Below are 24,831 nucleotides of genomic sequence, written 5' to 3' on the forward strand. Positions count from 1 at the left end.
TATTCTCTTTCCCCTCTTTATTTCCAAAACATAAACCGTGTTTTTTTTTCTTTGATCTTTTTAAATTCTGATATAATTTCCCCATTATTAAGAATCGTTTTTGGATTTTCGTATATTAATTTATATGCCTTCTTTTCTCCAAACTCTTTAGTTAATTTTCGGAAAGCATTTTGCAATTTTAAGGGACGGCTTGGGTTATGGGCGTCGCTCGCAATAAAGCTGACAAAATCATAATTGATTAATTGTCTAAGGATCTTATCCGTGTGTTTTTGAAACAAACTGCTTTGATTGGATTGAAGATAATAACCTTCATCTAACCACTTCAAGCAGTACTGAATATTTTTTTGTACATATTTATAGCGTTCTGGATGAGCAATTATAATTTTATATTTTAAAGATAATTCATATAATATTTCATCATATTCTTCTTCATAGTTTACAAATGGAAATTCTACCAAAATATAATCTGTTTCTGATAAGGATAGTACCTCATTACGCTCTAATAACTCAGGCAAGTCAGGATGAATATACAATTCATTTCCTAAATTTAATTTTATTGATCCTTGATAAGTATTTTTTAGAATATTGAATTTTTCAATAAGTTCTGGTGCTTTAATCCGAAATTCCCCATTTTTCATGAAATGAGGAGTTAGGATTATTTCCGTTATTCCATCTTTTTCAGCATCGTTTAAAAGAGAAAGTGTTTCTGTCATACTTTTACTTCCATCATCAACGTTTGGAAGTAAATGACTATGAATATCAATCATTTTTTCTTATCACTTTTTTTCGTCATGGATGATAATAAGGAATTCTTTTTTTTCTTAGATACTATTTTTTTCTGGTTATCACTATAACGATATCCGTAACTGTTATAATACTTTCTCTGAACCGGCATCATCGTCATGACAATTCCGATGACATTTACTTGAGTTTGTTCTAATTGATCCTTAACTCGCAGCAATTCTTTGCGGTCATTGCGATTGGAAGCACAGATGAGAATGGTTCCATCACAGTATGATGCAGCAACTATTCCATCCGTTACTAATCCGACAGGTGGACAATCTAATAAAATTAAATCATAATCTTTCTTTTTCTCTTCTAGAAATTCCTTTAGTGCATTGGATTGTATGAACTCTGAAGCAAAAGGGATCTTGGTGCCTGCTGTAATAACATCAATCTTTTCATAAGGTTGTAATACAACATCCTCAAAATCAGCTTGATGTCCAATAATATCGGAAATTCCCTTCTTATTCTTCAATTTTAATTTTTTATGAATTGTGGGCATTCGCAAATCTAAATCAATAACCAATACTCTTTTTTGAAGCTGAGCATAGACCATCGCAAGGTTCAGAACACATGTACTTTTTCCTTCTTGCGCCGTAGTTGAAATGATGTTAATTATTTTCATTTCTTTATCAAAGTTTCGCATTATGATATTCGTTCTCAATGTTCGATAAGCTTCTGAAGCAGGTGCATCTGGATCAGTTAAAGTAATTAATTCATCCCCTACTCTTAGCATTATTCTGTACCTCCTGTTCCATGAGACATATCCGGAATCAATCCAATGATTGGATAATTAAAAATTTTCTTCAATTCTTCTTCAGTTCTAATATTTCTGTCATTCAATAAAAAATAAATTACAAAGCAGCCATCAATAATACAGCCAAGCAAGAATCCGATTAGAATATTCTTGAAATTTGATGGACTTGATTTTTGTTCAGGTACTTTCGCGGAGTTTAATACCGTAACATTCTCGATGTTCATAATTGTAGCAATTTTCTTTTGAAACACCAAAACAATTTCGTTTGCAATTTCAGCAGAGAGTTTAGGTTCTTGAGTCTCTACAGAAATTTTTATGACTTCTGTATCTTTTATAGAACTAATGTTTACCATTTTTAAATAAGATGAATGGTCTATATTTTTAACATCAAGCTCTAAATTCTTAATTACTTCATCGCTCACTGCCTCACTCTTCAATATCTCGCTATAAGTATTCACAAGTTTTTGTGATGTTTGTATATCGTTATAACTAATTTGTTGACTATCTGGATTAGATTTTTGGACAATAATCAGCTTCGCTTCAGCAGTATATTTCTTTGGTATTAAAAACATAGTAATTAAGGCGGCAATAATTGATGCTATTAGAATAATAATAACGAATAAATTAAAATGTTTTTTGATAATATCAATTACTCGCGACAGATCAATTTCAATTTCTTCTTTTTCATTCATATTTCTTTTCTCCCCTAACTTTTCTTATTTAAAAGAACCTATTCAGTTTTCCCAAATTTTTCGTAGATTGATTTTTCAATTTTAATCATTTTTGAACTAGGCTGATATCCCTCGTCTTCATAAATGAACTGGTGAATATCTTTTACTAGCTTTTGATAATTTTTCATTACATATAAAGGATTAAATCCATTGTACTCTACAGTTTTCAAAATAGAATCCATTCCTTCTTTTGGTATCTGGTTCTGATCTATATGTCTCAAATCAAAAGTAATCAAGCTCATAATATAATTTTTTATTTGTTCATTTGTAAGATTAGTTTCTACATATTGAAGTATCTCATTCACTATATTTAATAACTTCATGGGATTTTCATTTCGCAGTTCACTAATTATAGCCATAATTACATTATTTTGCCGTTGCATCCGATAATAATCATCATCAATCATCCGAATTCGACAATACATCAAAGCTTGATGCCCATTTAAGTGGTATGTACCCGCATCCCCTTGTACCTCTAAATTTTTATCTTTTTGATTAATTTCTTGCGCAGTTAAATATAGATCTATCCCACCTACAAGATCAACTAATTTTTCAAGAGCTGTGAAGCTGAATCCAACATATTGTGTAATATCCATATCAAAATTCAAATTGATCGTCTGAATCGCTAATTCTGGGCCTCCGCGCCAATGGGCATGATTTAATTTATCATAATCATTGTAGGGTTCAGGAAGATAGACTAGAGTATCTCGCTGCAATGAAGTAATTTTGATTTTCTTCGCGTTAAAATCTAAAGAGATAATCTTTGTCGCATCGGACCGCTGCATTTCAGTGTCAGTCCACTCGTTCCAATCCTGATTGTCGGAACCGAATAAAGCAATATTTACAATTTTGTGGTCCTGCACTTGGTCTTTAACTTCCTGATTTACCAAAGCTTCTTCATCTGTCAGTTTCTTTGAACGGTTTGTTTTGTTTAATAAAGAATCTACATACAAATTCCCGCCGATGCCAATCACAGCAATTAAACCTATTAACGTACCCACCACAATCAACAAAATCTTTGTTTTGTTTCTTTTCTGTTTTTTCTTCAATTTTGTCACATCCTTGTCGATTAATAAAAAAAGGTAGGCTTCGCCACCTCAAGCTTCCGATGAGTTTGTTATTTATGTTCCTTAAACTCACTTGAAGTGCCTAGACAACTATCAGGTTAGTTTAATTCTTTTCTGTTACTTCTAATCCTAAAATTATAGGTATAGACTGGCCACAGCATTGCATTGGAAGTGTCGCTAACCTCTGATGCCGTTTAATCTTTTGAATCTCTTTTTCATGTCCTTTCAATGGACCTTGATTGACTGTAAGAATGTAATTCTGAATTACACCTTTGGAAAATGAGATAATATACTCGTCATTCATTAAGTTCTCTAATTTGTTTTGCTCCAGCGCACTTAGATGAAAGTAACTATTAGATTCTTTACAGATACTCTCAGCACTTTGTTCATAGAGAGATATCCATGAATTTATTGCCTCTGTAAATTGTATTGCCGATAACTCGCTGCTCACCATCACAGTTCCTGGAAATAATAATTTTTGAGTTAAGAACATAAGATCATTCTTTTTAAAATACATTTCTTTCTTAGGAATAAATGCTCTGAAACCAGATTGATTGAGCAAATTTTTAAAGATTTCTTCGTGATAACGTTCTACCTCAAGAAAATACCAAGTCATCAAATCGCCCCTTTCCTCAACAAGACAATTTGAATGGTTTTCAACAAAATTTTAAAATCCCATATAATATTCCAATTTCTGGTATATTCCACATCTAATAAACAGCGATCCACAAAACTTAAATCACTTCGGCCACGCACTTGCCACAAACCGCCTAATCCAGGTTTCATTTGAATAATCTGTTCATAATATTCACCCATGTCTTCTTTTTCCCGTGGCAGATAAGGGCGAGGACCAATTAAAGTCATTTCACCTTTCAATACATTAATGAACTGAGGAAATTCATCCAATGAGGTTCTCCGCAGAAATTCACCAGCTTTCGTAATACGCGGGTCATTCTTTAATTTCTTATTGGTCTCATATTCTTTTTTAATTTCAGAATTTTCTTCCATCAATTGTTCTAATTTTTCCTCAGCATCGGGAACCATTGAGCGAAATTTAATCATTTCAAATAATGTGCCATTTTTCCCAATGCGCTTCTGTCTGAAAAATATAGGATCAAAATCCCCTTCCTGATGATTTTTATGACGAACATAGAAATAAAGAGGAACTAGCAGCAGGCATCCAGCAAAACCAGCTAGAATATCAATAATACGTTTGATGATATAACTAATTCCTTTTACCTGAATTGATAGTGACGGTTTTGTATATGTTTCTGTTTGAGCAATCCCCTGACTCTTACTCATAAATTCCACCTGCTTCCCTCATAAAAAAAGAACTGTCGCTCTCGCCCACGCGAAGTTGTCAACAAGTCTGTAATTAAAAGTAGACTTTTATTGACATACTAATTAAGGAACTATATAATGAGTTACAGACCAAGAAAGCGTTGTTTTTACAACTTTTTCCAGTTTTATTTAGAAGTCACAAAAAGTCTGCTTTTTTTTACATAATTAACATCTGAAATGTCATCAACAACACGTTTTATGTCCTGAATGGTTATGTATTTTTCCATTGATAACCTATTAAAATATAAAAAAAACTCTGAGTTTCCTCAGAGATCACTGAAACTAACCAAAAAGAAAGGAACTCCGCGGAGTTCCTTAACTTATTGCTTAGAAATGTTTTACGCGGTCTTCGTACTTCGCGTAGATCGCATCGTTGTTGAAACCGTCGACGTTCTGACTCTGGAAAACAGGCAGTTCGCAGCCTTCTGCCGCCAGGATCTTTAACGCTTCGTTTACGATTGTATCCAGAACGAAGATGCTGGAAATCGTGCTGCCCGGGCCCGTCGCTACGCCGCCGACATTCATCAGCGCGTCGCCGTCAGGTACGCAGTTGTCCAGAATGCAGTCAACGCATTCGAACAGACGCTTGCCGCTTGGATGACGGCTGGTCGTGTTCTGTGACTGATGCAGGTTTGTCAGCGCGATCGTGTAGACGCCTTCCTTCTGGCAGCGCATGGCCATTTCAACCGGAACCGCGTTACGACCGGAGTTAGAAATGATGATCATGATGTCGTCCTTGTCAATCTTGTACTGATCGAAGATAACGTCTGCCAGGCCGGAAACCTTTTCCATTGCACCGCTGCGGCGAGCGCCAAAGTTCGTCAGTGCATCCGGATCCAGAATGGCGTTGACGTTGCCCAGTCCGCCGGCACGGCAGAACAGCTCGATGCCGATCATGTGCGAATGACCTGTGCCAAAGACATGGATGATGTGATTGTTCTTGATGTTGTCGGCGAACTTGAGAGCCAATTCCTGAATTTTTTCCTTGTTGGCGTCATCCACTTTGTGCAGCAGTTCTTCGACCTTGTTCATGTATTCAAAATTGTACATTTTTAGTACCTCCCTTTTCCTTTATTAAATACGACCTGCGTATTTCTGCCTTAATTCTGCGTTATGCTTGCGGTTTTCTTCGCTGTCTTCGCTCAGCAGCAGCGGCAGCTCCACGCCTCTCTCGCTTAACAGACGGCAGGTTTCAGTCGTGATCGACTGGGCGATAAACGCACCGGTGATTGAGGAAATCGAACAGATCTTTTCGATTTTACCCGTTTCAATCAACGCGTCGCCCTGCGGCCCGCAGTTGTCGATGACCACGTCGCCCATCTCGTAAAGCTTCTTGCCGCTTGGATGACGACTGGCTTCCGCGCTGGTATGCTGCCAGCTGGTCACGACGATGACCTTATGACCTTCCTGCTTTGCCTTGATCGCAAAGTCGATGACAACGCCGTTAATCCCGGAGTTGGATATAATGATAAAGCTGTCCTGCGGGCGAATGTCGTATAAATCGTACAGCCGGTCCGCAATATCCGCACGACGTTCAAAAATGTTGTCCGGATCCTTGAATTCCGCTAACGAAACCTTACCATGCAGAACGAAATCGCTGGTGACGATCGTATGGAACGGCACTAACGATCCCGGCCGGCCGGCTAATTCCATCCCGAAGCCCACGGAATGACCAGAACCGAAGACATGCACGACGCCGCCTTGAGCGATCGTTTCAGCGCAAACCTCGGAAGCCTTGCGGATGTTGTCCATTTCCTTGCCTTCCAGAACATCGACAACCTTCATCATTTCTTCATAGAATAAATCCATATTAATTTCTCTCATGAGCGCACCTCCTAGGAATTCCAGCGTCCCAGATACACGTCTGAGATTTCGCGGTTATGGACATCGGCACCCTTGACATTGGCGCTCAGCAGAACCGGGCAGTCATGCCCCAGTCCAGTCAGATAACGATACGTTTCAGCACACAGCATCTGCGCGATCACGTTGCCGGTGACCGTCGACACCTGGTTGATCTTCTGGCCGTTTTCCAGCGTGACCACCATATCCGGGCTCGGCGCGCAGTTATCCAGAATCAGATCAGCATAATCTGTCAGCTTTTTGCCGGACGAATGACGTGAAACCGAAGCTTCCGCTTCCGCTTTCGAAGTCACCACGATCAGCTTGCGGCCCTTTTCCTTGATTTTCTTGGCGAATTCAACAATCACGCCGTTGTTCGCCGGATTGGAAATCAGGATGAACATGTCATGATCGTCAATGTTATACATGTTCCATAATTTATCCGCTAAATCCGTGCGGTCGTTGAAATCAGGCTGGTTCGCTTCTTCCGGAGAAACGACGCCGCGCAGCAGCAAATCCTCCATTTTGATCTGGTGGAACGGCATCAATCCGCCGGCACGATACCCCAGTTCCATGGAAAACGCCAATCCGTGTCCTAAACCGAACAGCTGGACAAGACCGTTTTCCAGCATGCAGTCGCCCATCATTTTCGCCGCTTCGTAAACCGCCTCTCTCTGAGTGTTTTTAACCTCTTCCAGAGCGTGCTTAGCGGCTGAGAAAAACTCTTTTGCTTCAGCCATACTGAAACCTCCCTTTCACGCAGAATCACTCCCGCGAATGACCCTTTACGCTGACTTTATGATAGCTATTTTCGCTTTCAGTGTCAACCGCTTTCACGATGTTTTTGGATAATTTAATCAAATTGTCAGATTACTTATAGAATAAATAATTTGCATGGACCGGCGGTCAAAATAAAAGAAGAACCTTGATTCCGATTCTTCTTGCACCGCTGATGAAAGAAACGCTTATTCTTCCAACAATCGCTTTATTTTATCTGCTTTTTCGATCAGATTCATCAATTGGCTTCTTAGCAATTCAAGCTCCTGATCGCTTATTTTGACCAGGATCTTCATGTCAATGCTGCTGACCAACGTTGTTGCTTTCTCCGCTAACTGAAGTGGCCGTGCCTTCGTTTTAGCTCGTTTTATCTGATTCAGCATCTTCTCCAAAGACAAGATTTGAAATATAACATAATTTCATCTTTTCTCGTTCTTTTTCATTTATACTTTGCAGCAACCTCGGAATTCCGCTATTCATTTTTTATAGAGTAATAAAATTCACAAGCAGGATAATTTTGATAATTTGAGAAATCTTCGGAATCTCCTAAGTAGTACAATGTATTTTCTTCAATCACAAAATAACCTGAGAACGCTTCCCCTTCAGTAACAAAGTCATTGTAGGATTCAGGACCATCATATCCATAACTCTTAGGGCTAGCATATTTCACAGAGAATTTATAAATATGATCACCTAATGACTGATATTTTCCATCCAGCCATTCAGAATATTCTGTTTCTATACGACTTGTAATGTGAATTCTCGCGTAATCATTGTTTAAAGGAAACAAGTTAAAAACGAGGCTGTCTCTTAAAAAAGCAGATTCTCCTTCCGGCAAATTAAAGCGATTATCAATTTCTTTTTCTTTCCACTGATGACACACATAAGCAAAAACTGTGTCCGGATAATCTAAAAAAGATGGTTCCTTTTGATCCACGCTCGGGATGGGGGTACTGCTAATTGTTGGCTCTGGGTCAGAGGAAGAAGACGCTAATTCTTCTCGATTGACTGAACATCCGACTAACAACAAAATTAATAAGAATAAAAATAGATTTTTTTTCATTTTTCCCTTTCCGCCCCTAGTCGAGCCTTTCTTTATATTTGATTCGCCGCTGAATCGTGCCGGCATGCAAAGCCCGCGCTGCAGCTGCAGTCTGTTGTACCGCTGCCAAAGCAGAGGTTATATCAGATAATCCATCATTTAACATTTGGATTTGCTTGTCTTTAGTGTTTAACGACTCCTTAAACGTGGAAATCGGTTCTGTCATGTGCAAAGTAAATCAGAAACATCAACATGTTTGATTTTCGATTTGTTTCTGTGCCGCAGTTTTAGAACCTCCGCTTTCATCCCCACGCGATTTGATCCATTTCATAAATCTATTCGTACAGAAACAAGCATCTAAGGAACATCATGGCGCATTCCCTGATAGTCAATTCCAGTAATTGCGTCACTGTCTCAATTCCCGCTTTTTTCAAGTCATAAAATGAACAATCTGACAGAGGTAGAAATTACATATTTATATCTAATTGGAATGGATACATCAAAATCACTCACCCGCAATTGTATCGCTTACAATAGTATTTTAACATTCCTTCCTCAGCGCGGCAATCCACGAAAAAAGTGCGAATTTCAATACTCCGCACTCTCCTCTATTCCATATGTCGTTTTATAATTAAAGAAATGATCGACGCCGCCAGCTTCGGATCTTCGTTGCAGACGATGAACTTGTACTGATCGACCAGTTCCATCTCCCGGTTCGCCTTGCTCAAGCGTTGCTGCACGATCTCCTCCGGCTCGGTTCCCCGCCCGCGGATCCGCTTTTCCAACTCTTCCATGCTCGGCGGGATAATGAAAATCGTCAGCGCATCCGGACATTTCTCCATGACCTGCTGGCAGCCCTGCACTTCGATTTCCAGCAGCACGTTCTTCCCCTCGGCACGCAGCTTTTCGACGTTTTTCAGCGGCGTGCCATAATAATTTCCGACAAATTCCGCATATTCCAGCAGTTCGCCGTCGCGGATCGCCTGTTCAAAGGCCGGCCGGTCGACAAAGTTATAATTTACGCCTTCAACTTCCCCCGGACGCATTTTGCGGGTCGTCATGGAAACCGAATACGCCAGGTTTAATTCCGGATCATTCACGAACTCCTTCAGAATCGTCCCCTTTCCGACTCCGCTCGGTCCGCTCAGCACGATCAGCAACCCCTTTTTCATGCTTCCTTCCTCCTTTTGTCCTGGTTTAATAATACAAAGCTTCCCGGCGATTGTCAACGAATTCCACGGCCGGTCCGGTTTGGGGTTTTATCAGAATCATGGTATAATAGGAACACATTTTGGAAAGGTTGATCACCATGGCTTTAGACGGACTCCTGCTGCACGCACTGTGCCGGCAGTTTCAGGAAATACTTCCCTGCAAAATCAATAAAATCCATCAGATCTCCAATACGGAGCTGTTGTTTCACCTGCGCACCCAGCGCGAGAAAAAGAATTTACTGATTTCCTGTCATTCACAATACAACCGCATCAATCTCACCGACCGCAGTTATCCGACCCCGGAGGAGCCGTCGCATTTCGTCATGCTTCTGCGCAAGCATCTGGAGGGTGGCTTAATTTTGTCCGTCCAACAAGGCGGACTGGATCGCTGGCTGGTGATGGAGGTTTCGCTGCGTAATGAAATCGGCGATAAGGTCTTCCGCAAGCTCTACGTTGAATTGATGGGCAAATATGCCAACGTCATCCTCGTCGATGAAGACAACCGGATTCTCGACGCGCTCAAGCGGATTCCGCCGTTTGAAAACACCAAGCGCACGATCCAGCCGGGCGCGCAGTTCACGCTGCCGGAACAAGCGGTGAAGCAAGATCCGTTCACAGCGCAGACCGTCGATCCGCAACAGCCGCTGCACCAGCAGTTTGACGGCTTCTCTCCGCTGCTTGGACGGGAGGTCGAAGCACGGATGCGCCGGGGCGAAACCTTCCCGGAGATCATGGCTCAGATCGAAAGCAGCGACACGCTGTTTATCACCAACACGCCCAAGGAAACGCAGTTTCATCTGATTCCGCTGACCCAGTATGAACAGCCGGCCAAGGCATACCCGCTGATGGAGGGCATGGACGTCCTGTATTATCATAAGGAAGAAAAAGACCGCATCCGGCAGATGACCGGCGATCTGTTCAAGTTTGTCCGCAAGCAGCTCAAGCATTACCGCCAGAAGCTGCCGAAGCTGCTCGACGCGATGCAGGAAGCGCTGGATTGTGAAAAGTGGCGGGAATACGGCGATCTGTTATATGCGTATGGGCAAAATATTCCCAAGGGCACGCCGGCGGCAACCTTGACCACCTTCGATCAGAGCAGGCAGGTCACAATCGATCTGGATGTCCGCTTCGACGGACGCGGCAATGCAAAGAAGTGTTTTCAGAAATACAACAAAGGAAAAAAGGGTCAGGAGCATCTGTTGGAACAAATCGACCTGTGCGAGAAAGAGATCGAATATTTCGAGGGCCTTGAGCAGCAGCTGGAGCTGGCCAACTTTGAAGACGCCCGCGAAATCCACGAGGAGCTGGCGGCGTTAGGCTACATGAAGCCGATCCAGTCAAAAATCCGCCGCAACCGCAAAAAGGCGAAGGCCCTGCCGGCGATCACGGCGATCCGCCTGGCGAACGGCGTCACGTTATATTTCGGTAAGAATAACCTTCAGAACGAGGCGCTGACGTTCAAGCTGGCGCGCAAAAACGACCTGTGGTTCCACGCTAAGGATTTCCACGGCTCGCATGTCGTCCTGGATTGCGAACAGCCTGACGAAGAAACGCTGCGGCTGGCCGCAATGGTCGCTGCCTATTACTCCAAAGGCCGCTATTCCAGCAGCGTCCCGGTCAACTATTGCCCGATCCGCAATCTCAAGCGGGTCCCCGGCGCAAAACCGGGCTTCGTCTCGCTGACCAGTTACAAAACGATCTATATCGATCCGGAAGAAGCCGTGATCGACGATCTGTTGAAAGAAAACGCATGAAAACGACGCGCTACTGCTTAACCCTGCCCTATCTGGAGATCGTTAAGAAATTGAAATATGAGCTGCGCTGGGGCTGCATCCGCGGCACGCTGTTAAGTCAGGCTGAGGTCAGTCCCCAGGTGACGGTGCTGCTTTTACAGGTTGAAAATCAACCGGAAAATACCGTGCTGATCGTCGATCATCTGCGTTCTGAAACGGAGCTGCGGATCATCGAACCGGAGAATCAGGGATGGGATCAGATCCTGGGCAAGCTGTTTCTGTCCTTCCGGCTCCCGCCTAAAAAGGACATACTGTAGCTTGACTGGGGGATTTCAATGTTCTGCCGGGATCTCGCTGATCAAAAAGAAGACTTCTCAGAGGTTTCGCTCTCTGCCAAAGTCTTCTTTTTTTGTTCTGTTTATGCAATCTGTCTTTAATTAAGCTTTCAGATCCCTGGTCCTTCTTTCAGAATCGGGATTCTTCATTTTCAGGAGTTTCCCGCTCTCAACGCTGCTTCTCGGCAAACCGAAAATCGATTACTTTCCCGCCAAATGTTTCGCCGCTACATAGGCCATGACGCAGCCCTGCGAAATGCAGGCACCCCCAGCCCAATAGCCGGCTACACCGGTCGAACAGGTGCCTGCGGCATATAAGCCTTCGATTACATTGTTATCCTGATCCAGCACCTGCGCGTTGCCGTCCGTCAATAAACCGCCGCGCGTTCCGCAGGTTCCCGGCACATACCGGCAGCAGTAGAACGGCGCCTTTTCAATTTTACCCAGGGTTGCCGTTAAGGTCGTAAACTGGGAGAAATCCGCTTCCGGCAGCGCTACATAAGTATTCGACTGCAGCGTTCGCAGCGCGTTTTCACTTTCGCCGCGATGCCATTGCGGATCAACGCCCGCGTCCACATACCCGTTAAACGCTTCAACTTGTTTTAACAGGCCTTCCTTGTCAATGCCCATTCCTTCAGCCAGTGCTTCCAGCGTATCATAGCGTGTGATATAATCCGGCAGCGCGTCAACCGTCGCTCCGCCTGGCAATTTAAACTGCGACGTATAATCCGCATCGCAAATGAAATAACCCGGAATATTCGCAAAGTTCAGCGTTCCGGTGTCATAGGCGCTGAAAGCCCGGCTGAACACATCATATTCACGGCTTTCATCCGCAAAGCGTTCTCCCTTGGCATTGACGCAGATGGCATGCGGAAATTTCAGATAGCACGCCCAATCCGCCAGCGCGGAGGTCGCCATAATTCCGTAATTGCGGTCGTCGCCTTTGTTCCACACCGGATTGTCATAAATAAACGGCACGCCCAGATAGCGGTCCATCAGTGCCAGCTGTGCCCCCAGACGAGCCCCCATCTTCTGGCCGTCGCCAGTGTTATTAGGACTGGAACAGGAACGATACAGCGGAAAGGACAGATGATTCCGGCGCATTGCTTCATTATAATCAAAACCGCCGGTGCCTAAAATCACACCCTTGTTCGCTTTGATCCGCAGCGTTTTTTCGCCTTGCCGGGCCACCAAGCCGATCACTTTGTGGTTCTCATCGGCGATCAGCTCCTCGGCCGCAGTTCCCATCATCAGCTGAATTTGATCATGCGTTTCAACATATTCGCGATATTGCTTCCATTGCGCGCCGGCCATCATCATCTGATTGTCCGCGTCCAGCGGGAATGCAGAGCCGCGGCCGACGACGATGCTGTCAGGGTAGCGGTCATAATAATCATTATGCGCGCCGGAATGAATAAAACGCGACCAGCCCAGCGTCTGCTTCGTCCAGTCGCAGTATTCCTGGGCGTGATCGACAAATGATTCCATGACCGTCAGGCTCATCCGGTCCTCGCCGACTGCCTGCATGTAGGACAGACATTTCTCACGGCTGTCGCCGTTATTCTCTTCCTTAAAATCATTCAGGAATCCTGGCAGTGCATACCCGCCTCCCGAGGTAATTGAAGTGCCGCCGAAGATGTTTTCATCCTTCTCCAACACGGTAATCGACGCAACCCCCATTTCACAGGCCGCGATCGCGGCGGTAATCACCGTTCCTGTCCCGACGACGATGACATCTGTTTCCTGGTCCCAGGTCAGTTCTTTGTCTTGCGGGGAAGAAGCGGGCGCCGTGCTGCATCCGCCGATAAGCGATAAGCCGGCTAATCCAACAGCGCCGGCCGCAGCGCCTTTGATAAAATCTCTGCGTGAATATTCTTTCATTTCTTTCTCTCCTTTTTGATAATATTTTATCAAGCGAAACAAAAAAGAAACAGAAGCAAAAACAATCAGCTTCCGTCATCCAAATTTATCAGTTCATAAATTTTGTTTCAGGTAGCGGATCAGTTCCCGGGCCACCTCGTCGTATTGCCGTTTCCGCATCGTCGCGGAAGATGTCCGCAAAAAATAAGGGAAGGTAAAACCATCGGAAAAAGGAATCAGACGGATATCCCGCATCTGGTTCAGCAGCGTATTCTGGCCATGACAGGCCATGACCCCCTGGTTTGTCGCTAACAACGAGTATAGATAGATGGGATCTTCCGTACAGATCTGGCGCTGCTCAACCTCAAACGGCATCCATTTCTGACCCGTATACTCCAGCTTGCCATAGCCCAGCGTTGTCGTCAGAATCGTCTGAGTATGAAAATCCTGCGCGGTGACGACGGTCCTCTGCGCTAAAGGATTGGCTTTGTGTACGGCAAGCATCAGCGGATATTCCGCGACCTGCTCGCTCGTAAAGTTCAGATTGGCCTCGCTCGGCATTGTCGTCAAACAGAAATGCAGCTGTCCCTGTTCCAGCATCGCATTGCTTTGCTTCCCGCTCAGAAACAGAATTTCCGCCTGAACTTCGGGATGTTCCTGAATCCACTTTTCAAGTATGGCGACTTCCCGCTGATCCGCCCAGTTGACGATCCCCAATTTGATCGGCAGCCGGTACTGACTTGAAAACTCCCGCATTTCCTTTTCAATTTGTTTAAATTCGTCAAACTGCCGGGCAATCCGGTCGTAAAACAGCCGGCCTTCGCTCGTCAGTTCAACACCGTTCTTTCCCCTTTCTAAAAGACTGAAGCCCAGTTCATTTTCCAGCTGGGTCAGCGCGGCGCTGATCGTCTGCCGGGTGATGAACAACGCTTGCGACGCCTTGACGATACTGCCGTATTCAACGGCGCTGACAAAGTATTTCAACTGTTGGATTTCCATGTTTCCATCCTCCATCTGTTAGTTTTTTTATCATTATACGTAAAATTATCAGGCACATCGAATATCCGCCGGCTTCAACACGCCTCTTTCTTTCCGCTTATGATTCAGCTTAATGCCTTAAAAACTTTACCTAATTTCTTGAACCGGGTCAAGTCCGGATTAATAAAGTCCTATTTTCACATAAAAACAACGAACTTCTGCCGGCTTGAGCCAGACACAAAGTCCGTTGTTAACTCTCTTTTTATCGTTATAAGATTTCCAACAGCTGATCCAGAGCGTCAATCTGCCAAGTCGGCTGTTGTTTTAACGTCAGCGGCAGGTGCTTCGGATTGAACCAACAAGTATCCAGTCCCGCCGCCTGACCGCCGGCGATATCCGAGCTTAACGAGTCGCCGATCACCAGAATCTGCCGCGGATCCTTTTCCGCGATGGTCTGCAGCACGGGCGCAAAGAATTCCGCCTGCGGCTTCTGGACGCCCAGCTCATCGGAAATGAACAGATGCGTAAAATACTTCGCCATGTCCGCGCCCGCTAACCGCTGCCGCTGGGTCGGACCGTCGCCGTTGGTGACGACGTCCATTTCCACTTTTCCCTGCAGCGCTTCCATGATTTCACGCGCGCCCGCAAGCAGATCGTAGCCCTGCATCAGCAGTTTGCGGTAAGCCCGGGAGGCCGCCAGACCATCAGCGGCAATGCCCAGTTCGTCAAACGTCCGCTGAAAGCGGGTATCCTCGATCACCTGCTTGCCGATCAGCCCCTGCTCGTAATCCGACCACAGCTGATGATTGATCCGCAGATAACACGCCACATTTTCTTCGCTGGCGTCTACGCCGAATTCCTCCAAAACCCGCCGCAGCGACCGCTCCTGATTTTTTTCAAAATCATACAGCGTGCCGTCCAGATCCCACAATAATGTACTGTACCGCATTATTTCAGCCGTCCCTCATTCGCCAGCCGGCGCAGCTGCTTAACCTCAAACGGTTTCATCAGCCGATATTCGCCAGGATTCAAGCCGCGGACCGTGATCGGACCCAACGAGCGCCGGTGCAGCCGGCGGACCTCGTAGCCGAAGACTTCCAGCATCCGCTTGATCTGACGGTTGCGGCCTTCCTGAATCGTCAATTCAAACATCGTCTGTTCATGCGCGAAATCCTTGTTCGTCACCCACAGCTTCGCCGGCAGCGTCTTGATTCCATCGTCCAGCACGACGCCCTGTTCCAGCTGTTTGATTTCTTCCGTTTTCAAAATCCCGTTGATCGTCACCTCGTACACCTTAGCGATGTGATAGCGGGGATGAATAATTTCATTCGCGAATTCTCCGTCGTTCGTCATGATCAGCACGCCGGTCGTGTCGTAGTCCAGCCGGCCGACCGGGAACACCCGCTGCGGCACATCCGTCATCAAATCCACAACCGTCCGCCGGTCATGCTCGTCATTGAGCGTACACAGCACCTTCTTCGGTTTGTTCATGACATAATAGACTTTATCTTCACGCGCGATCGCTTTGCCGTCGACTTCGATCAAAGCCCCTTTGCGCGGTTTTACACCCAGCTCCGTTACGACCTGTCCGTCGACCTTGACGCGTCCCTGCAGAATCCATTCTTCCGCCTTGCGCCGGGAGGTCAGACCGCTGGCCGCAATAATTTTTTGTAATCGATCCATCGTTTATCTCCATCCTTTGCCTTCTTATTTTACCAGACAAGACCGGGAAAGAACAGAGAAATCGGCGTTAAACAAGGAATTGCAGCGTCAGCCAGATACCCACGCCAATGCCGATCACGTCCGCGAACAAACCGATCGGCAGCGAATTTTTGATTTTCTTCACTCCCACCGAGGAGAAATAGAGCGTAATGACATAGAGCGTCGTATCCGTCGAGCCCTGAATGACGCTTGCCATTTTTCCAGCCAGCGAATCCGGTCCCAGCGTTTTCAAGATATCGACGAGAATTGCCAGCGACGCGCTGCCGGAGATCGGGCGGAAGAAGGCCAGCGCGAAGATATCCGAAGGAATCGCAGGAAACACTTTGCCCAGCTGCTGCGCCATCACGGTAAACAGCCCGCTTTCCCGCAGCAGCGACACCGCGAACATCATCGCCAGTAAGCTTGGAAACAGCGTGACAAACAACGACAGGCCCTCTTTTGCACCACTGACAAACGCATCATAGGCATTGAACTTCCGCAGCAAGGCGAACGCGAAGATTAAAAGGATTAAGATCGGCAGGATATACAGGCTACTTTCCACGATAATTCACCCACCGATCCAGCGCCAGGCCGCCGATCGACGCGCAGCTGGTCGCAATGATTGCCAGCGGCATGAAATCGGTCGGATTCAGCGCACCGAACTGCGCACGCAGTGAAACGATCGTTGTTGACAAGATGGTCACCCCGGCGGTGTTCAGGACTAAAAACGTAACCATTGCGCGGCTGGCGGTTTTCTTATCCGGATTGTGCCGCTGCATGCACTCCATCGCCTTAAGGCCGCTGGGTGTCGCCGCCGAGCCTAATCCAAACACATTAATCGTAATGTTGGCGGCAATGTAGCCCAGCGCTTCCGGATCGTCGCGCAGATCCGGAAACAGAAACCGCAGCAAAGGAGACAACAGCTTTTGCAGCATATTCAGCAGACCAACCTCCCGCGCGATATTGAGAATTCCACTCCAGAAACAGGTCGCCGCCACCAACGGCAGCGCCAGCTCGAGCGTCTCGCGCCCAACATTGACAATTACCTGATTCACAGAACTGACGGATCCGGTCAACAGACCATACGCCAGCGAAGCCAGAATCAACAGGATCCAGATCAGATTCATACGCACCACCTCCAGAAACAGAACTTCCGCGGCGGCTTAACAGCCGGGAGTGTCTTGACCACCGTGTGTGAAGGATCGGTCCAGCACAGCGTCAGCTCATTTTTACTTTTATCGAGCGTCATCGTGTACTGTCCCTGTCCCGCTTCTTCCTTTTTAACGACCACTTCAAACGGCTTGTCCAGCTGGGCGATATAGCCCTCCTGTTCAATTGGACCGGCCGGCTGCAGCGTGATCAGCTCGCACATTTCCATCGCTTTCCGATACTTTTGTTCGTGAAACGTCCAGCGGTCCGGCACGGCCAGCGTCACGACGATGTATTCCAGCTCGCCATTCTGCGCGGCGGTGACCAGCGTTTCTCCGGCCTTGTTGGTGAAACCGGTCTTGCCGCCGGTACAGAATTCAAAATTGCTCAGCAGCTTGTTGGAATTTTTCCAGCGCGAGCCCCATTCACTTGTGTAGAACTGCGTCGCAACGATCTCCCGAAACTGCGGCAGCGTCATCGCGTACTGCATCAGAAGCGCCATATCATAGGCCGTGGAATAATTGCCTTCCTCCTCAACGTCCATGCCGTTGGGATTATGAAACTCCGTATCCTTCATCCCCAGCGCCGCCGCTTTTTCATTCATCATCTGAATGAATTTTTCAACCGATCCGCCCCCGACCCGGTGGGCGATCGCAACCGCCGCATCGTTGCCGCTCTTTAACATCATGCCGTAAAGCAGCGAGCGCATCGAAACCTGCTGCCCTTTCTGAATCCAGATCATACTGCCTGTCACATTCGTCACTTCGTCGCCGATAATCCACTGGTCGATGTAATCCCCGTTTTCCAGCGCGACCACCGCGGTCATGATTTTTGAGATCGAGGCGATCGAGCGAACTTCGTGTTCATTTTCAGCTTCCAGGACATTGCCGTCGTTGCCGCTGATCACAATATACGAACCGTCCGCGTGCAGCGGCGTCCAGAACAACATCAGCGTCAGAAAAAATACCGCAATCTTTTTCATACAGCGCCTCCTGTTTGACAGTGTATGTTCCAGCCCGCCGATCAAGAATCAGGTCTTTTTCACCGGGGTTGAAATTGTTCGATGGCGGTTCTTTTCTAAATTCGGATTGGACTTATTAAAGATTCAGCGCTCAATCCATTTCAGCCAGCTTAGCGACGGATTCTCCCCACCGTTTTTTTCTGATCAAAAAAACTGCCGGTCAGGCAGTTTCTTGCTTAGACGGCCATGCTTTTCTGTCCGCGATCTTGCTTAAAAATTAAATTCATCTTCCCAGTTAAACTCGCCGGATTGTTCCAGGCTCATCGGCCAGTGCCGGCACCAGTCCGGCACCCGTGGCGCTTCCAGGCGGTCAAAGCTTGGCGTGTACGGTTTGAGATCCAGGATCGGCGTGTTGTCATGGGCATCGATATAGGCGATCCGCACGATGCCTTCCGTTTTGTCGAGGTCCAGAATTTCTACGGCGGTCAAACCGATCGGATTGGGCCGGATCGGTGAACGGGTCGCGAAGATCCCCATCCGTTCCGGCGCGTTTTTGTACGGTTGTTCTGTCTGGAGCACCGTTCTGTACGGAGCGCTGTCAAAATCGCTGAACCACCACAGCACCTGCAGGTGGCTGAAGCCGTCCAACCCCTCCAGCGCGGGAATGAAGCGTTTGTCCAGGCAGAGGAAAAAGCCTTCCTCACTGCAGCGGATGATGCCGATCGTGTTTACTTCATAGGTTGTCATTGTTCTACCTTCCTTTCGTGTAATTTCACGATAAACCCTGACACGCTGTGAGAGTCAAGCGAAAAAAATTCCTCCTGTTTGTTAACCAAGAGGAACTTCAGCTTCTTTGCGGACCGGGATCTGGATCTCGGTCAGATATTGCCGCGGATCCGTTTCATTCCAGGGACCGCGGTGTACGATTTGACGATCGGGACCATCGAGATGGGTTCCGTTTTCTTCCAGCCAACAAACAAACGCCCGATAGGCTCCGGCGATCTCTGAAAACGGCCCGCAGACAAACGTGCTGGCCATCGCCGCCCGGCCTTCAACGTCGCGGAAGCGAAAATCCCCCTGATTCTTTCCGCTTTGCTTCACCGGAAGGCACAGTTCAACGTCAACGTTCTTCTCCTGATACGCTTCATCATGAAAGATTGAAAATGCCTGGCCGACTGCCGTCAACCGTTCGGTTTGGACAAAGGCTGCCATTGCCTGCCACAGCGCGCCTTCGGCATAATAATCGGGGATGACGCGGCGTAAGGACAAAACATGACAAGCGGGTACAGCTTTGATCACAATCTGAACCGGATCCGCAAAATGGCCCTGATTTTGCCGCTGTTTCAGACTTTCCAGCCGTTTGAGCTTGATCTGTTCCGCCGCGATGATCTGCCGGATTTCCTTTTGTTTTGCTTCAATCAGTGCTGGTAAAAGACTCTGCGAACCCATCATCGCGCTGATCTCGCTGATCGTAAAGCCGCAGTCGCGCAGCGTCAGGATCTGGTTTAACCGTGTCAGCTGATCTGAGGAATAAAGCCGGTAGCCCGTCTGCGGATCGATTGCCGCAGGCTTTAACAAGCCTGTTTCATCATAGTAGCGAAGCATGCGGATCGAGATCTGCGTCAGTTTGGAAAATTCGCCGATTTTTAACATCCGTCAGTCCTTCTTTCCGGCAGACGGATCAAGCCGCGATGAGTGTCCTGACGTTGCCTGCTTTTTCTCACAGCGTCCGCAGCGCGTACAGCCGTTGCAGGTCAGCTGTCCGCCGCAGCGCTGGCAATGCGGTCCAAAATAAGGCTGATACAGCCGTTCAGGTGGGATCGGACCATACTCGTCTTCCAGATGAAAGATCTGCGGCCGGCCGCGGAAGCTGAGCCCGGATTTCCACGCCATTTCACTTTGCAGACGCTTGGACGGCAAAGGATACGTTTTTCCGTCTTTGACAAAAACCGAACCGGTTTCAATGAAATTAAAAGTCACTCCGGCCCGGCGGCATTGCGCCCCCAGATCCTGAACCCAGCGATAATCGCAGGGCCGCGCGCCATCGTAGTTTTCCCCGCCGCAGATCACCTGTTCAATCTGGCCGCTGGCTAACCACGGCGACAAGTCGACAGGACCGATCAAGGGTGCGCACATCACCCCTTTATGTTGAAATGGCAGCTTCAACAGCCAGTCCATCCGCGATTCCGCTCGTTTTTGATTCTCCACGGTCACATTAAAGAAGATATTTTCCCAACTCGTTCCCCAATCCGCCGGAAGACACGCCGCCACACGCTCAGGACGTTTTGTCAGCAGGAAAAAGATGACGTCTGAACGTTTTTTCATGATCTGCCAGGCTTCATCCCGCCACGGATCCGCCTCGGCCAGGAAAAAATCAGAGTTCATGCATACGCGCACCCGCTCGCCGCTCTGGATCTTATAATATCCGCGCCGGTCTTTTTTTACGGGCATGTTGAACCCCCCTGCAACCCGCCGGATCTGTGCTCCGTCCTGGCCCCGCTGGTGATCCAGAAAATACATATAACAATGCTCGCAGCCTTCGCTGATCTTCGTACAGCCATGCCATGGATTCCAGATATCATGCATCGGGATCTCCCCCTTCTTTTTACCGTTTTCTTCATTGTAGCGAAACGTTGAATTATTTTCAAGCTTTTTTTCAGAATGATTCAGAAGGAAAAAACGGTCCGCAGAAAAAGAAAAGAATTCTGCGCCAGATCAGAATTCTTCTATTTCACCTTGATATTGATGAACCCGTTCGATCAAGCCACCTCGCGCGCCCATCGTAAACGCCAGATTGCTGCTGCGGATTGCGATCAGCCGGGATTGCATTGTGGCATAACGATCCCTCCTTCATAAAGGAAACCTATTCTATGCCCCGGTTGCCTGGTTGTGAAGAACGACGGGTCTTCATCGGCTTGTTCCGGTTTCTTCAACCTACTTCTATACTGCGCTTTATAACGCAAGCCCTCCTGTTACAGCTTTGTGTTCCAACTTTAATGCTTGGGTAACCGGCTTCAGCCTTCGATCAGCCGACGGCGGGTCCAGCGGTCGCCGCGGAAGCGAACCGCAAAGAAAGCGGAGCGCACAAACCAGTCGCAGATCATCGCCAGCCAGACGCCGACGACGCCCAGCTCGAAAACCAGCCCGAACACATAGCTCAGACCGATCCGGCAGATCCACATCGACGCGATCGAAACGCTCATTGTAAACCGGGCATCGTTGGCTGCCCGCAGCGCATTGGGCAGCGTGAAGGAAACCGGCCAGATCACCATCACGAAGAAGCCATGGATAAACAACAGTTTAAACGCGATATCCAGCGTTTCCGGCGACAGGTTATACAGCTTCAGTAAGACATTCGCTCCCAGCAGAATGCAGACGTTCAAAGCGATCGAAGCCATATATGCCCATTTCATCAGCTTCTTCGTATAATATCGTGCTTCCTCGATCTTCCCGGCGCCGACGCACTGGCCGACCACCGTGACCAAGCCCAGACCGATGGCCGCAGCGGGAATGACTTCCATCGACGCGAAGTTGTTGGCGACGGCATTGGCCGCGATCGAAGCGGTGCCGAACATCGCAACTAAGCTCTGCACCAGAATCTTGCCGATCTGGAACATGCCGTTTTCTAATCCGTTCGGGATGCCGATCTGTAAGATCCGTTTGATCATCGTCCAGTCAAAGCCCAGATGGAAATACGAATCCAGCCGAATCTGATCCTGCCGGTGCCGGAGCATCACGACGATCAGCACCGCGCAGACGATCCGCGAAATCAGCGTCGGGATCGCCGCGCCTTCCACGCCCATGCCTAAACCATAAATCAGGATCGCATTGCCGACGATATTGAGTGAATTCATGATCAGCGACGTCACCATCGAAATCCGGGAATTGCCCATCGCCCGGTATAACGCCGCACAGGAATTATACAGCGCGATAAACGGATAGGACATCGACGTGATAAACAGGTAAGTCTGCGCGCTGGCAAGCACCTCCGGATCCACCTTGCCGAAGATCAGCGCGATCAGCTGCCGGCCAAAAATCAGAAACATCACCATGATCACCGCGGAAATCGCCGTCGTGCACAGGATCAGCTGTTTCGCCGAGAAGCACGCCTGTTCTTCTTCCCGCCGGCCGAGATACTGCGCCGCGACGACCGCGCCCCCGGTGGCCAGCGCCGCAAAGATATTGATGATCAGAATGCTGATCGAATCGACCAGCGAAACGCCCGAAACCGCGGCTTCGGAAACGCTGCTGACCATCATGATGTCCGCCATGCCGACCAACACCGCCAGGATCTGTTCAATCACCAGCGGAATAATCAGCTGTTTTAACTTTTGATTGGTAAACATTGTCTTCCCCCATTTCCCTGAACTTGTCTGATTATACGCTTTCTTATCGGGAAGTTCAATTTTGTTTTTCTGTTAATAAGCGCGGTCCCTCGATAAAACCACCAGTATGCGCTGTAAAGTGGCGATAAACATCAAGAAAGCTGACATAAGTCAGCTTTCAGGTTATGCTTCAGTTTTCTGGTTTTTGCTTTTAATCAGGTTCAGCAGACCGCCGGCCCGCAGAATTTCCAGCTCCCGCGCAGTGCAATGATGCTGGACCGTGAAGGAGAAGCCCTTCGCGTCCGTGATCGTCAGCGGCTGGCCTTCCGCCAGCTTACCGCAGTCCAGCGCCAGCGTATCGAGCATCGCTATTCGCTCGTAGTCATCCGGCTGCTCAAAGACCAGCGGCACAATTCCGGCGTTGATCAAATTCTGACGGTGAATCCGGGCATAGCTCTTGGCGATTACCGCCTGGATTTTCAGATACATCGGCGCCAGCGCGGCATGTTCGCGCGAGCTGCCCTGCCCGTAGTTCTCCCCGGCGATAATCCACCCGCCCCCATACTGCAGGCAGCGGTCGTGGAATTGCGGATCGATCTGACTGTAACAGAACTCGCTGATCTTTTCAATGTTGCTGCGGTACGGCAAAATCTTGGCTCCGGCCGGCATGATGTGATCAGTTGTGATGTTGTCCCCGACCTTGATCATGACCTGCGCTTCAATCGTTTCCGCTAACGGGGCCTTGGCCGGGTATGGCTTGATGTTCGGGCCGCGTTTTATTTCTACCGCCGGATCGCAGCTGGGCTGGATCAGCATTGTGTCATCGATCAGATAAGCGTCCGGCATCTCCGGCTTGGCATAGTCGATCGTTTCCGCGCTGCACAGAACCCCGGCGATCGCGCTGGCAGCCGCGGTCGCTGGGGAAACAAGATAAATCCCCGCGCTCATCGTGCCGCTGCGGCCATAGAAGTTGCGGTTGAACGTGCGCAGCGAAACGCCGTTCGACTGCGGACTCTGTCCCATTCCAATACACGGTCCGCACGTCGCTTCCAGCACCCGCGCGCCCGCCGCGATCAGATCATCCAGCGCTCCGCAACGGCTGAGCATCCGCAGCACCTGCTTGGAGCCGAAGGAAATCACCAGTGAAACTTCCGGATGAACGGTCTTGCCTTTGAGAATCCGGGCCACCTCCAGCAAATCGGTAAACGAGGAATTCGTACAGGAACCGATCGCGACCTGATCGACCTTCAACCCTGCCAGCTCCTCGACCGGCTTGACTAAATCCGGGGAATGCGGACAAGCGACCAGCGGTTTCAGCGCGGCGCAGTCAATTTCGATCACTTCATCATACACAGCGTCCGCATCGGGCTTCAGTTCAAGAAAGTCAGCGGCACGGCCCTGCTTGGTTAAAAACTCACGGGTATTCTCATCGCTGGGAAACAGCGACGTCGTCGCGCCCAGCTCCGCGCCCATGTTGCAGATCGTACTGCGCTCCGGTACGCTTAAATCAAGAAGCCCTTCGCCGGTATATTCCAGAATCTTGCCGACGCCGCCTTTGACGCTCATCAGCGACAGAACCTTCAGGATGATATCCTTCGCCCCGACGCCATGCGGCAGCCGGTGGATCAGCCGCACGTTGACGATCTTCGGCATCGTTAAGGAAAACGGCATGCCCGCCATCGCGCAGGCCACGTCCAGTCCGCCCGCACCGATCGCGATCATCCCCATCGCCCCGGCGGTCGGCGTATGGGAATCCGAACCCAGCAGCGTCTTGCCTGGTTTGTCAAACCGCTCCAACTGCACCTGATGGCAGATCCCGTTGCCCGGCCGGGAGAACAGAATGCCGTAACGATCCGCGACCGTGCGCAGATATTGATGATCGTCGGCATTTTCAAAGCCGTTCTGCAGCGTATTGTGATCGACATAGCTCACTGAGCATTCCGTCTTGACCCGCTCGCATCCCATCGCCTCAAATTGTAAATAAGCCATCGTCCCCGTCGCATCCTGCGTCAGCGTCTGATCAATCTTGATTTCGATCGGCATGCCCGCCTTCAGCTCACCCGCCACGCAATGCGCCGCTAAAATTTTTTCCGCCAGTGTCTTCATCCAACCCCTTCTTTCATAGACTTTATTATATCAGCTCGTTTCCGCTTTCGAAAGTCTTTACACAGAAAAGTAAATTGTTTTCTTTTTTGTGTCATTTCTTTCATTTTTGTAGTAAACTAGAACCATTGAGGTGAA

General features: G+C 48.0%; 26 protein-coding genes. 2 read left to right on the plus strand and 24 right to left on the minus strand.

Annotated elements, in window-relative coordinates:
* Window positions 1-17: 17 nt before the first annotated feature.
* The 12 genes from DWY25_RS00045 to gmk form a co-directional block, all read right to left on the minus strand.
* Complete coding sequence (locus tag DWY25_RS00045; protein WP_147336637.1) at window positions 18-767, minus strand: tyrosine-protein phosphatase; 750 nt, start codon at window positions 765-767, stop codon at window positions 18-20.
* Window positions 764-1,519, minus strand: coding sequence for a CpsD/CapB family tyrosine-protein kinase (locus DWY25_RS00050; RefSeq protein WP_117892150.1), 756 nt, complete (start codon window positions 1,517-1,519; stop codon window positions 764-766). The genes DWY25_RS00045 and DWY25_RS00050 overlap by 4 nt, the downstream gene beginning before the upstream one ends.
* Window positions 1,519-2,232 (minus strand): YveK family protein, encoded by a 714-nt coding sequence (locus DWY25_RS00055; protein ID WP_117892152.1) that lies wholly within the window; start codon window positions 2,230-2,232, stop codon window positions 1,519-1,521. Before DWY25_RS00055 ends, DWY25_RS00050 begins: the two co-directional genes overlap by 1 nt.
* A gap of 38 nt (window positions 2,233-2,270) precedes the next feature.
* Window positions 2,271-3,329, minus strand: a complete 1,059-nt coding sequence (locus DWY25_RS00060; protein ID WP_117892154.1) for an LCP family protein — start codon at window positions 3,327-3,329, stop codon at window positions 2,271-2,273.
* 112 nt (window positions 3,330-3,441) lie between these two features.
* Entirely contained in the window at window positions 3,442-3,954 is a 513-nt protein-coding gene (locus DWY25_RS00065) for a transcription termination/antitermination NusG family protein (protein ID WP_117892156.1), read from the minus strand.
* Entirely contained in the window at window positions 3,954-4,640 is a 687-nt protein-coding gene (locus DWY25_RS00070) for a sugar transferase (protein ID WP_117892158.1), read from the minus strand. Before DWY25_RS00070 ends, DWY25_RS00065 begins: the two co-directional genes overlap by 1 nt.
* 366 nt (window positions 4,641-5,006) lie before the next feature.
* Window positions 5,007-5,729 carry a sugar isomerase domain-containing protein gene (locus DWY25_RS00075; protein WP_117892160.1) on the minus strand — a complete coding sequence of 241 codons (723 nt, stop codon included), beginning with the start codon at window positions 5,727-5,729 and terminating at the stop codon, window positions 5,007-5,009.
* A 24-nt stretch (window positions 5,730-5,753) separates the two neighbouring features.
* A complete protein-coding gene (locus DWY25_RS00080) occupies window positions 5,754-6,503 on the minus strand; it encodes a sugar isomerase domain-containing protein (RefSeq protein WP_117892162.1) in 750 nt (249 codons plus the stop codon).
* A gap of 11 nt (window positions 6,504-6,514) precedes the next feature.
* Window positions 6,515-7,258 carry a sugar isomerase domain-containing protein gene (locus tag DWY25_RS00085; RefSeq protein WP_117892164.1) on the minus strand — a complete coding sequence of 248 codons (744 nt, stop codon included), beginning with the start codon at window positions 7,256-7,258 and terminating at the stop codon, window positions 6,515-6,517.
* Between the two features lie 225 nt (window positions 7,259-7,483).
* Window positions 7,484-7,678 carry a hypothetical protein gene (locus tag DWY25_RS17820; protein WP_117892167.1) on the minus strand — a complete coding sequence of 65 codons (195 nt, stop codon included), beginning with the start codon at window positions 7,676-7,678 and terminating at the stop codon, window positions 7,484-7,486.
* An 89-nt stretch (window positions 7,679-7,767) separates the two neighbouring features.
* Window positions 7,768-8,358: a hypothetical protein gene (locus DWY25_RS00095; protein WP_117892170.1), complete on the minus strand. Its 591-nt coding sequence runs from the start codon at window positions 8,356-8,358 to the stop codon at window positions 7,768-7,770.
* Window positions 8,359-8,945: 587 nt separating this feature from the next.
* On the minus strand, window positions 8,946-9,509 hold the full coding sequence (gene gmk / locus DWY25_RS00100; protein ID WP_117892172.1) for a guanylate kinase: 564 nt from the start codon (window positions 9,507-9,509) through the stop codon (window positions 8,946-8,948).
* A 137-nt stretch (window positions 9,510-9,646) separates the two neighbouring features.
* Between gmk and DWY25_RS00105 the strand changes: the two genes are divergently transcribed.
* Both DWY25_RS00105 and DWY25_RS00110 read left to right on the plus strand, forming a co-directional pair.
* Window positions 9,647-11,302, plus strand: coding sequence for an Rqc2 family fibronectin-binding protein (locus tag DWY25_RS00105; protein ID WP_117892174.1), 1,656 nt, complete (start codon window positions 9,647-9,649; stop codon window positions 11,300-11,302).
* Window positions 11,299-11,598, plus strand: a complete 300-nt coding sequence (locus tag DWY25_RS00110) for a hypothetical protein (protein ID WP_117892176.1) — start codon at window positions 11,299-11,301, stop codon at window positions 11,596-11,598. The genes DWY25_RS00105 and DWY25_RS00110 overlap by 4 nt, the downstream gene beginning before the upstream one ends.
* A gap of 219 nt (window positions 11,599-11,817) precedes the next feature.
* On the opposite strand, the gene DWY25_RS00115 is transcribed toward DWY25_RS00110, so the two are convergent.
* The 12 genes from DWY25_RS00115 to DWY25_RS00170 all read right to left on the minus strand — a co-directional run bounded on the left by DWY25_RS00115 (window position 11,818) and on the right by DWY25_RS00170 (window position 24,696).
* A complete protein-coding gene (locus tag DWY25_RS00115) occupies window positions 11,818-13,497 on the minus strand; it encodes an FAD-dependent oxidoreductase (protein ID WP_117892178.1) in 1,680 nt (559 codons plus the stop codon).
* Window positions 13,498-13,590: 93 nt separating this feature from the next.
* Complete coding sequence (locus tag DWY25_RS00120; RefSeq protein WP_181981618.1) at window positions 13,591-14,475, minus strand: LysR family transcriptional regulator; 885 nt, start codon at window positions 14,473-14,475, stop codon at window positions 13,591-13,593.
* A gap of 247 nt (window positions 14,476-14,722) precedes the next feature.
* Window positions 14,723-15,403, minus strand: coding sequence for a YjjG family noncanonical pyrimidine nucleotidase (locus DWY25_RS00125; RefSeq protein ID WP_117892182.1), 681 nt, complete (start codon window positions 15,401-15,403; stop codon window positions 14,723-14,725).
* Window positions 15,403-16,137, minus strand: a complete 735-nt coding sequence (locus DWY25_RS00130) for a pseudouridine synthase (RefSeq protein WP_072683363.1) — start codon at window positions 16,135-16,137, stop codon at window positions 15,403-15,405. Before DWY25_RS00130 ends, DWY25_RS00125 begins: the two co-directional genes overlap by 1 nt.
* Window positions 16,138-16,204: 67 nt before the next feature.
* The gene (locus DWY25_RS00135) at window positions 16,205-16,717 is read right to left on the minus strand and encodes a nucleoside recognition domain-containing protein (protein WP_006060388.1); all 513 of its coding nucleotides are present in this window, start codon (window positions 16,715-16,717) and stop codon (window positions 16,205-16,207) included.
* The gene (locus tag DWY25_RS00140) at window positions 16,707-17,282 is read right to left on the minus strand and encodes a nucleoside recognition domain-containing protein (RefSeq protein WP_006060387.1); all 576 of its coding nucleotides are present in this window, start codon (window positions 17,280-17,282) and stop codon (window positions 16,707-16,709) included. Before DWY25_RS00140 ends, DWY25_RS00135 begins: the two co-directional genes overlap by 11 nt.
* Window positions 17,279-18,286: a D-alanyl-D-alanine carboxypeptidase family protein gene (locus DWY25_RS00145; protein WP_117892184.1), complete on the minus strand. Its 1,008-nt coding sequence runs from the start codon at window positions 18,284-18,286 to the stop codon at window positions 17,279-17,281. Before DWY25_RS00145 ends, DWY25_RS00140 begins: the two co-directional genes overlap by 4 nt.
* 249 nt (window positions 18,287-18,535) lie before the next feature.
* Window positions 18,536-19,012: an SAM-dependent methyltransferase gene (locus tag DWY25_RS00150; RefSeq protein WP_117892186.1), complete on the minus strand. Its 477-nt coding sequence runs from the start codon at window positions 19,010-19,012 to the stop codon at window positions 18,536-18,538.
* Window positions 19,013-19,093: 81 nt separating this feature from the next.
* Window positions 19,094-19,918 carry a MerR family transcriptional regulator gene (locus tag DWY25_RS00155; protein ID WP_117892188.1) on the minus strand — a complete coding sequence of 275 codons (825 nt, stop codon included), beginning with the start codon at window positions 19,916-19,918 and terminating at the stop codon, window positions 19,094-19,096.
* Between the two features lie 3 nt (window positions 19,919-19,921).
* On the minus strand, window positions 19,922-20,851 hold the full coding sequence (locus DWY25_RS00160; RefSeq protein ID WP_117892190.1) for a DUF5131 family protein: 930 nt from the start codon (window positions 20,849-20,851) through the stop codon (window positions 19,922-19,924).
* Window positions 20,852-21,279: 428 nt separating this feature from the next.
* Window positions 21,280-22,611, minus strand: a complete 1,332-nt coding sequence (locus tag DWY25_RS00165; protein ID WP_117892192.1) for an MATE family efflux transporter — start codon at window positions 22,609-22,611, stop codon at window positions 21,280-21,282.
* A gap of 162 nt (window positions 22,612-22,773) precedes the next feature.
* A complete protein-coding gene (locus DWY25_RS00170) occupies window positions 22,774-24,696 on the minus strand; it encodes an aconitate hydratase (RefSeq protein WP_117892194.1) in 1,923 nt (640 codons plus the stop codon).
* Between the last annotated feature and the right edge of the window lie 135 nt (window positions 24,697-24,831).

The sequence above is a fragment of the Holdemania filiformis genome (assembly GCF_003459085.1).
Lineage (GTDB): Bacteria > Bacillota_I > Bacilli_A > Erysipelotrichales > Erysipelotrichaceae > Holdemania > Holdemania filiformis.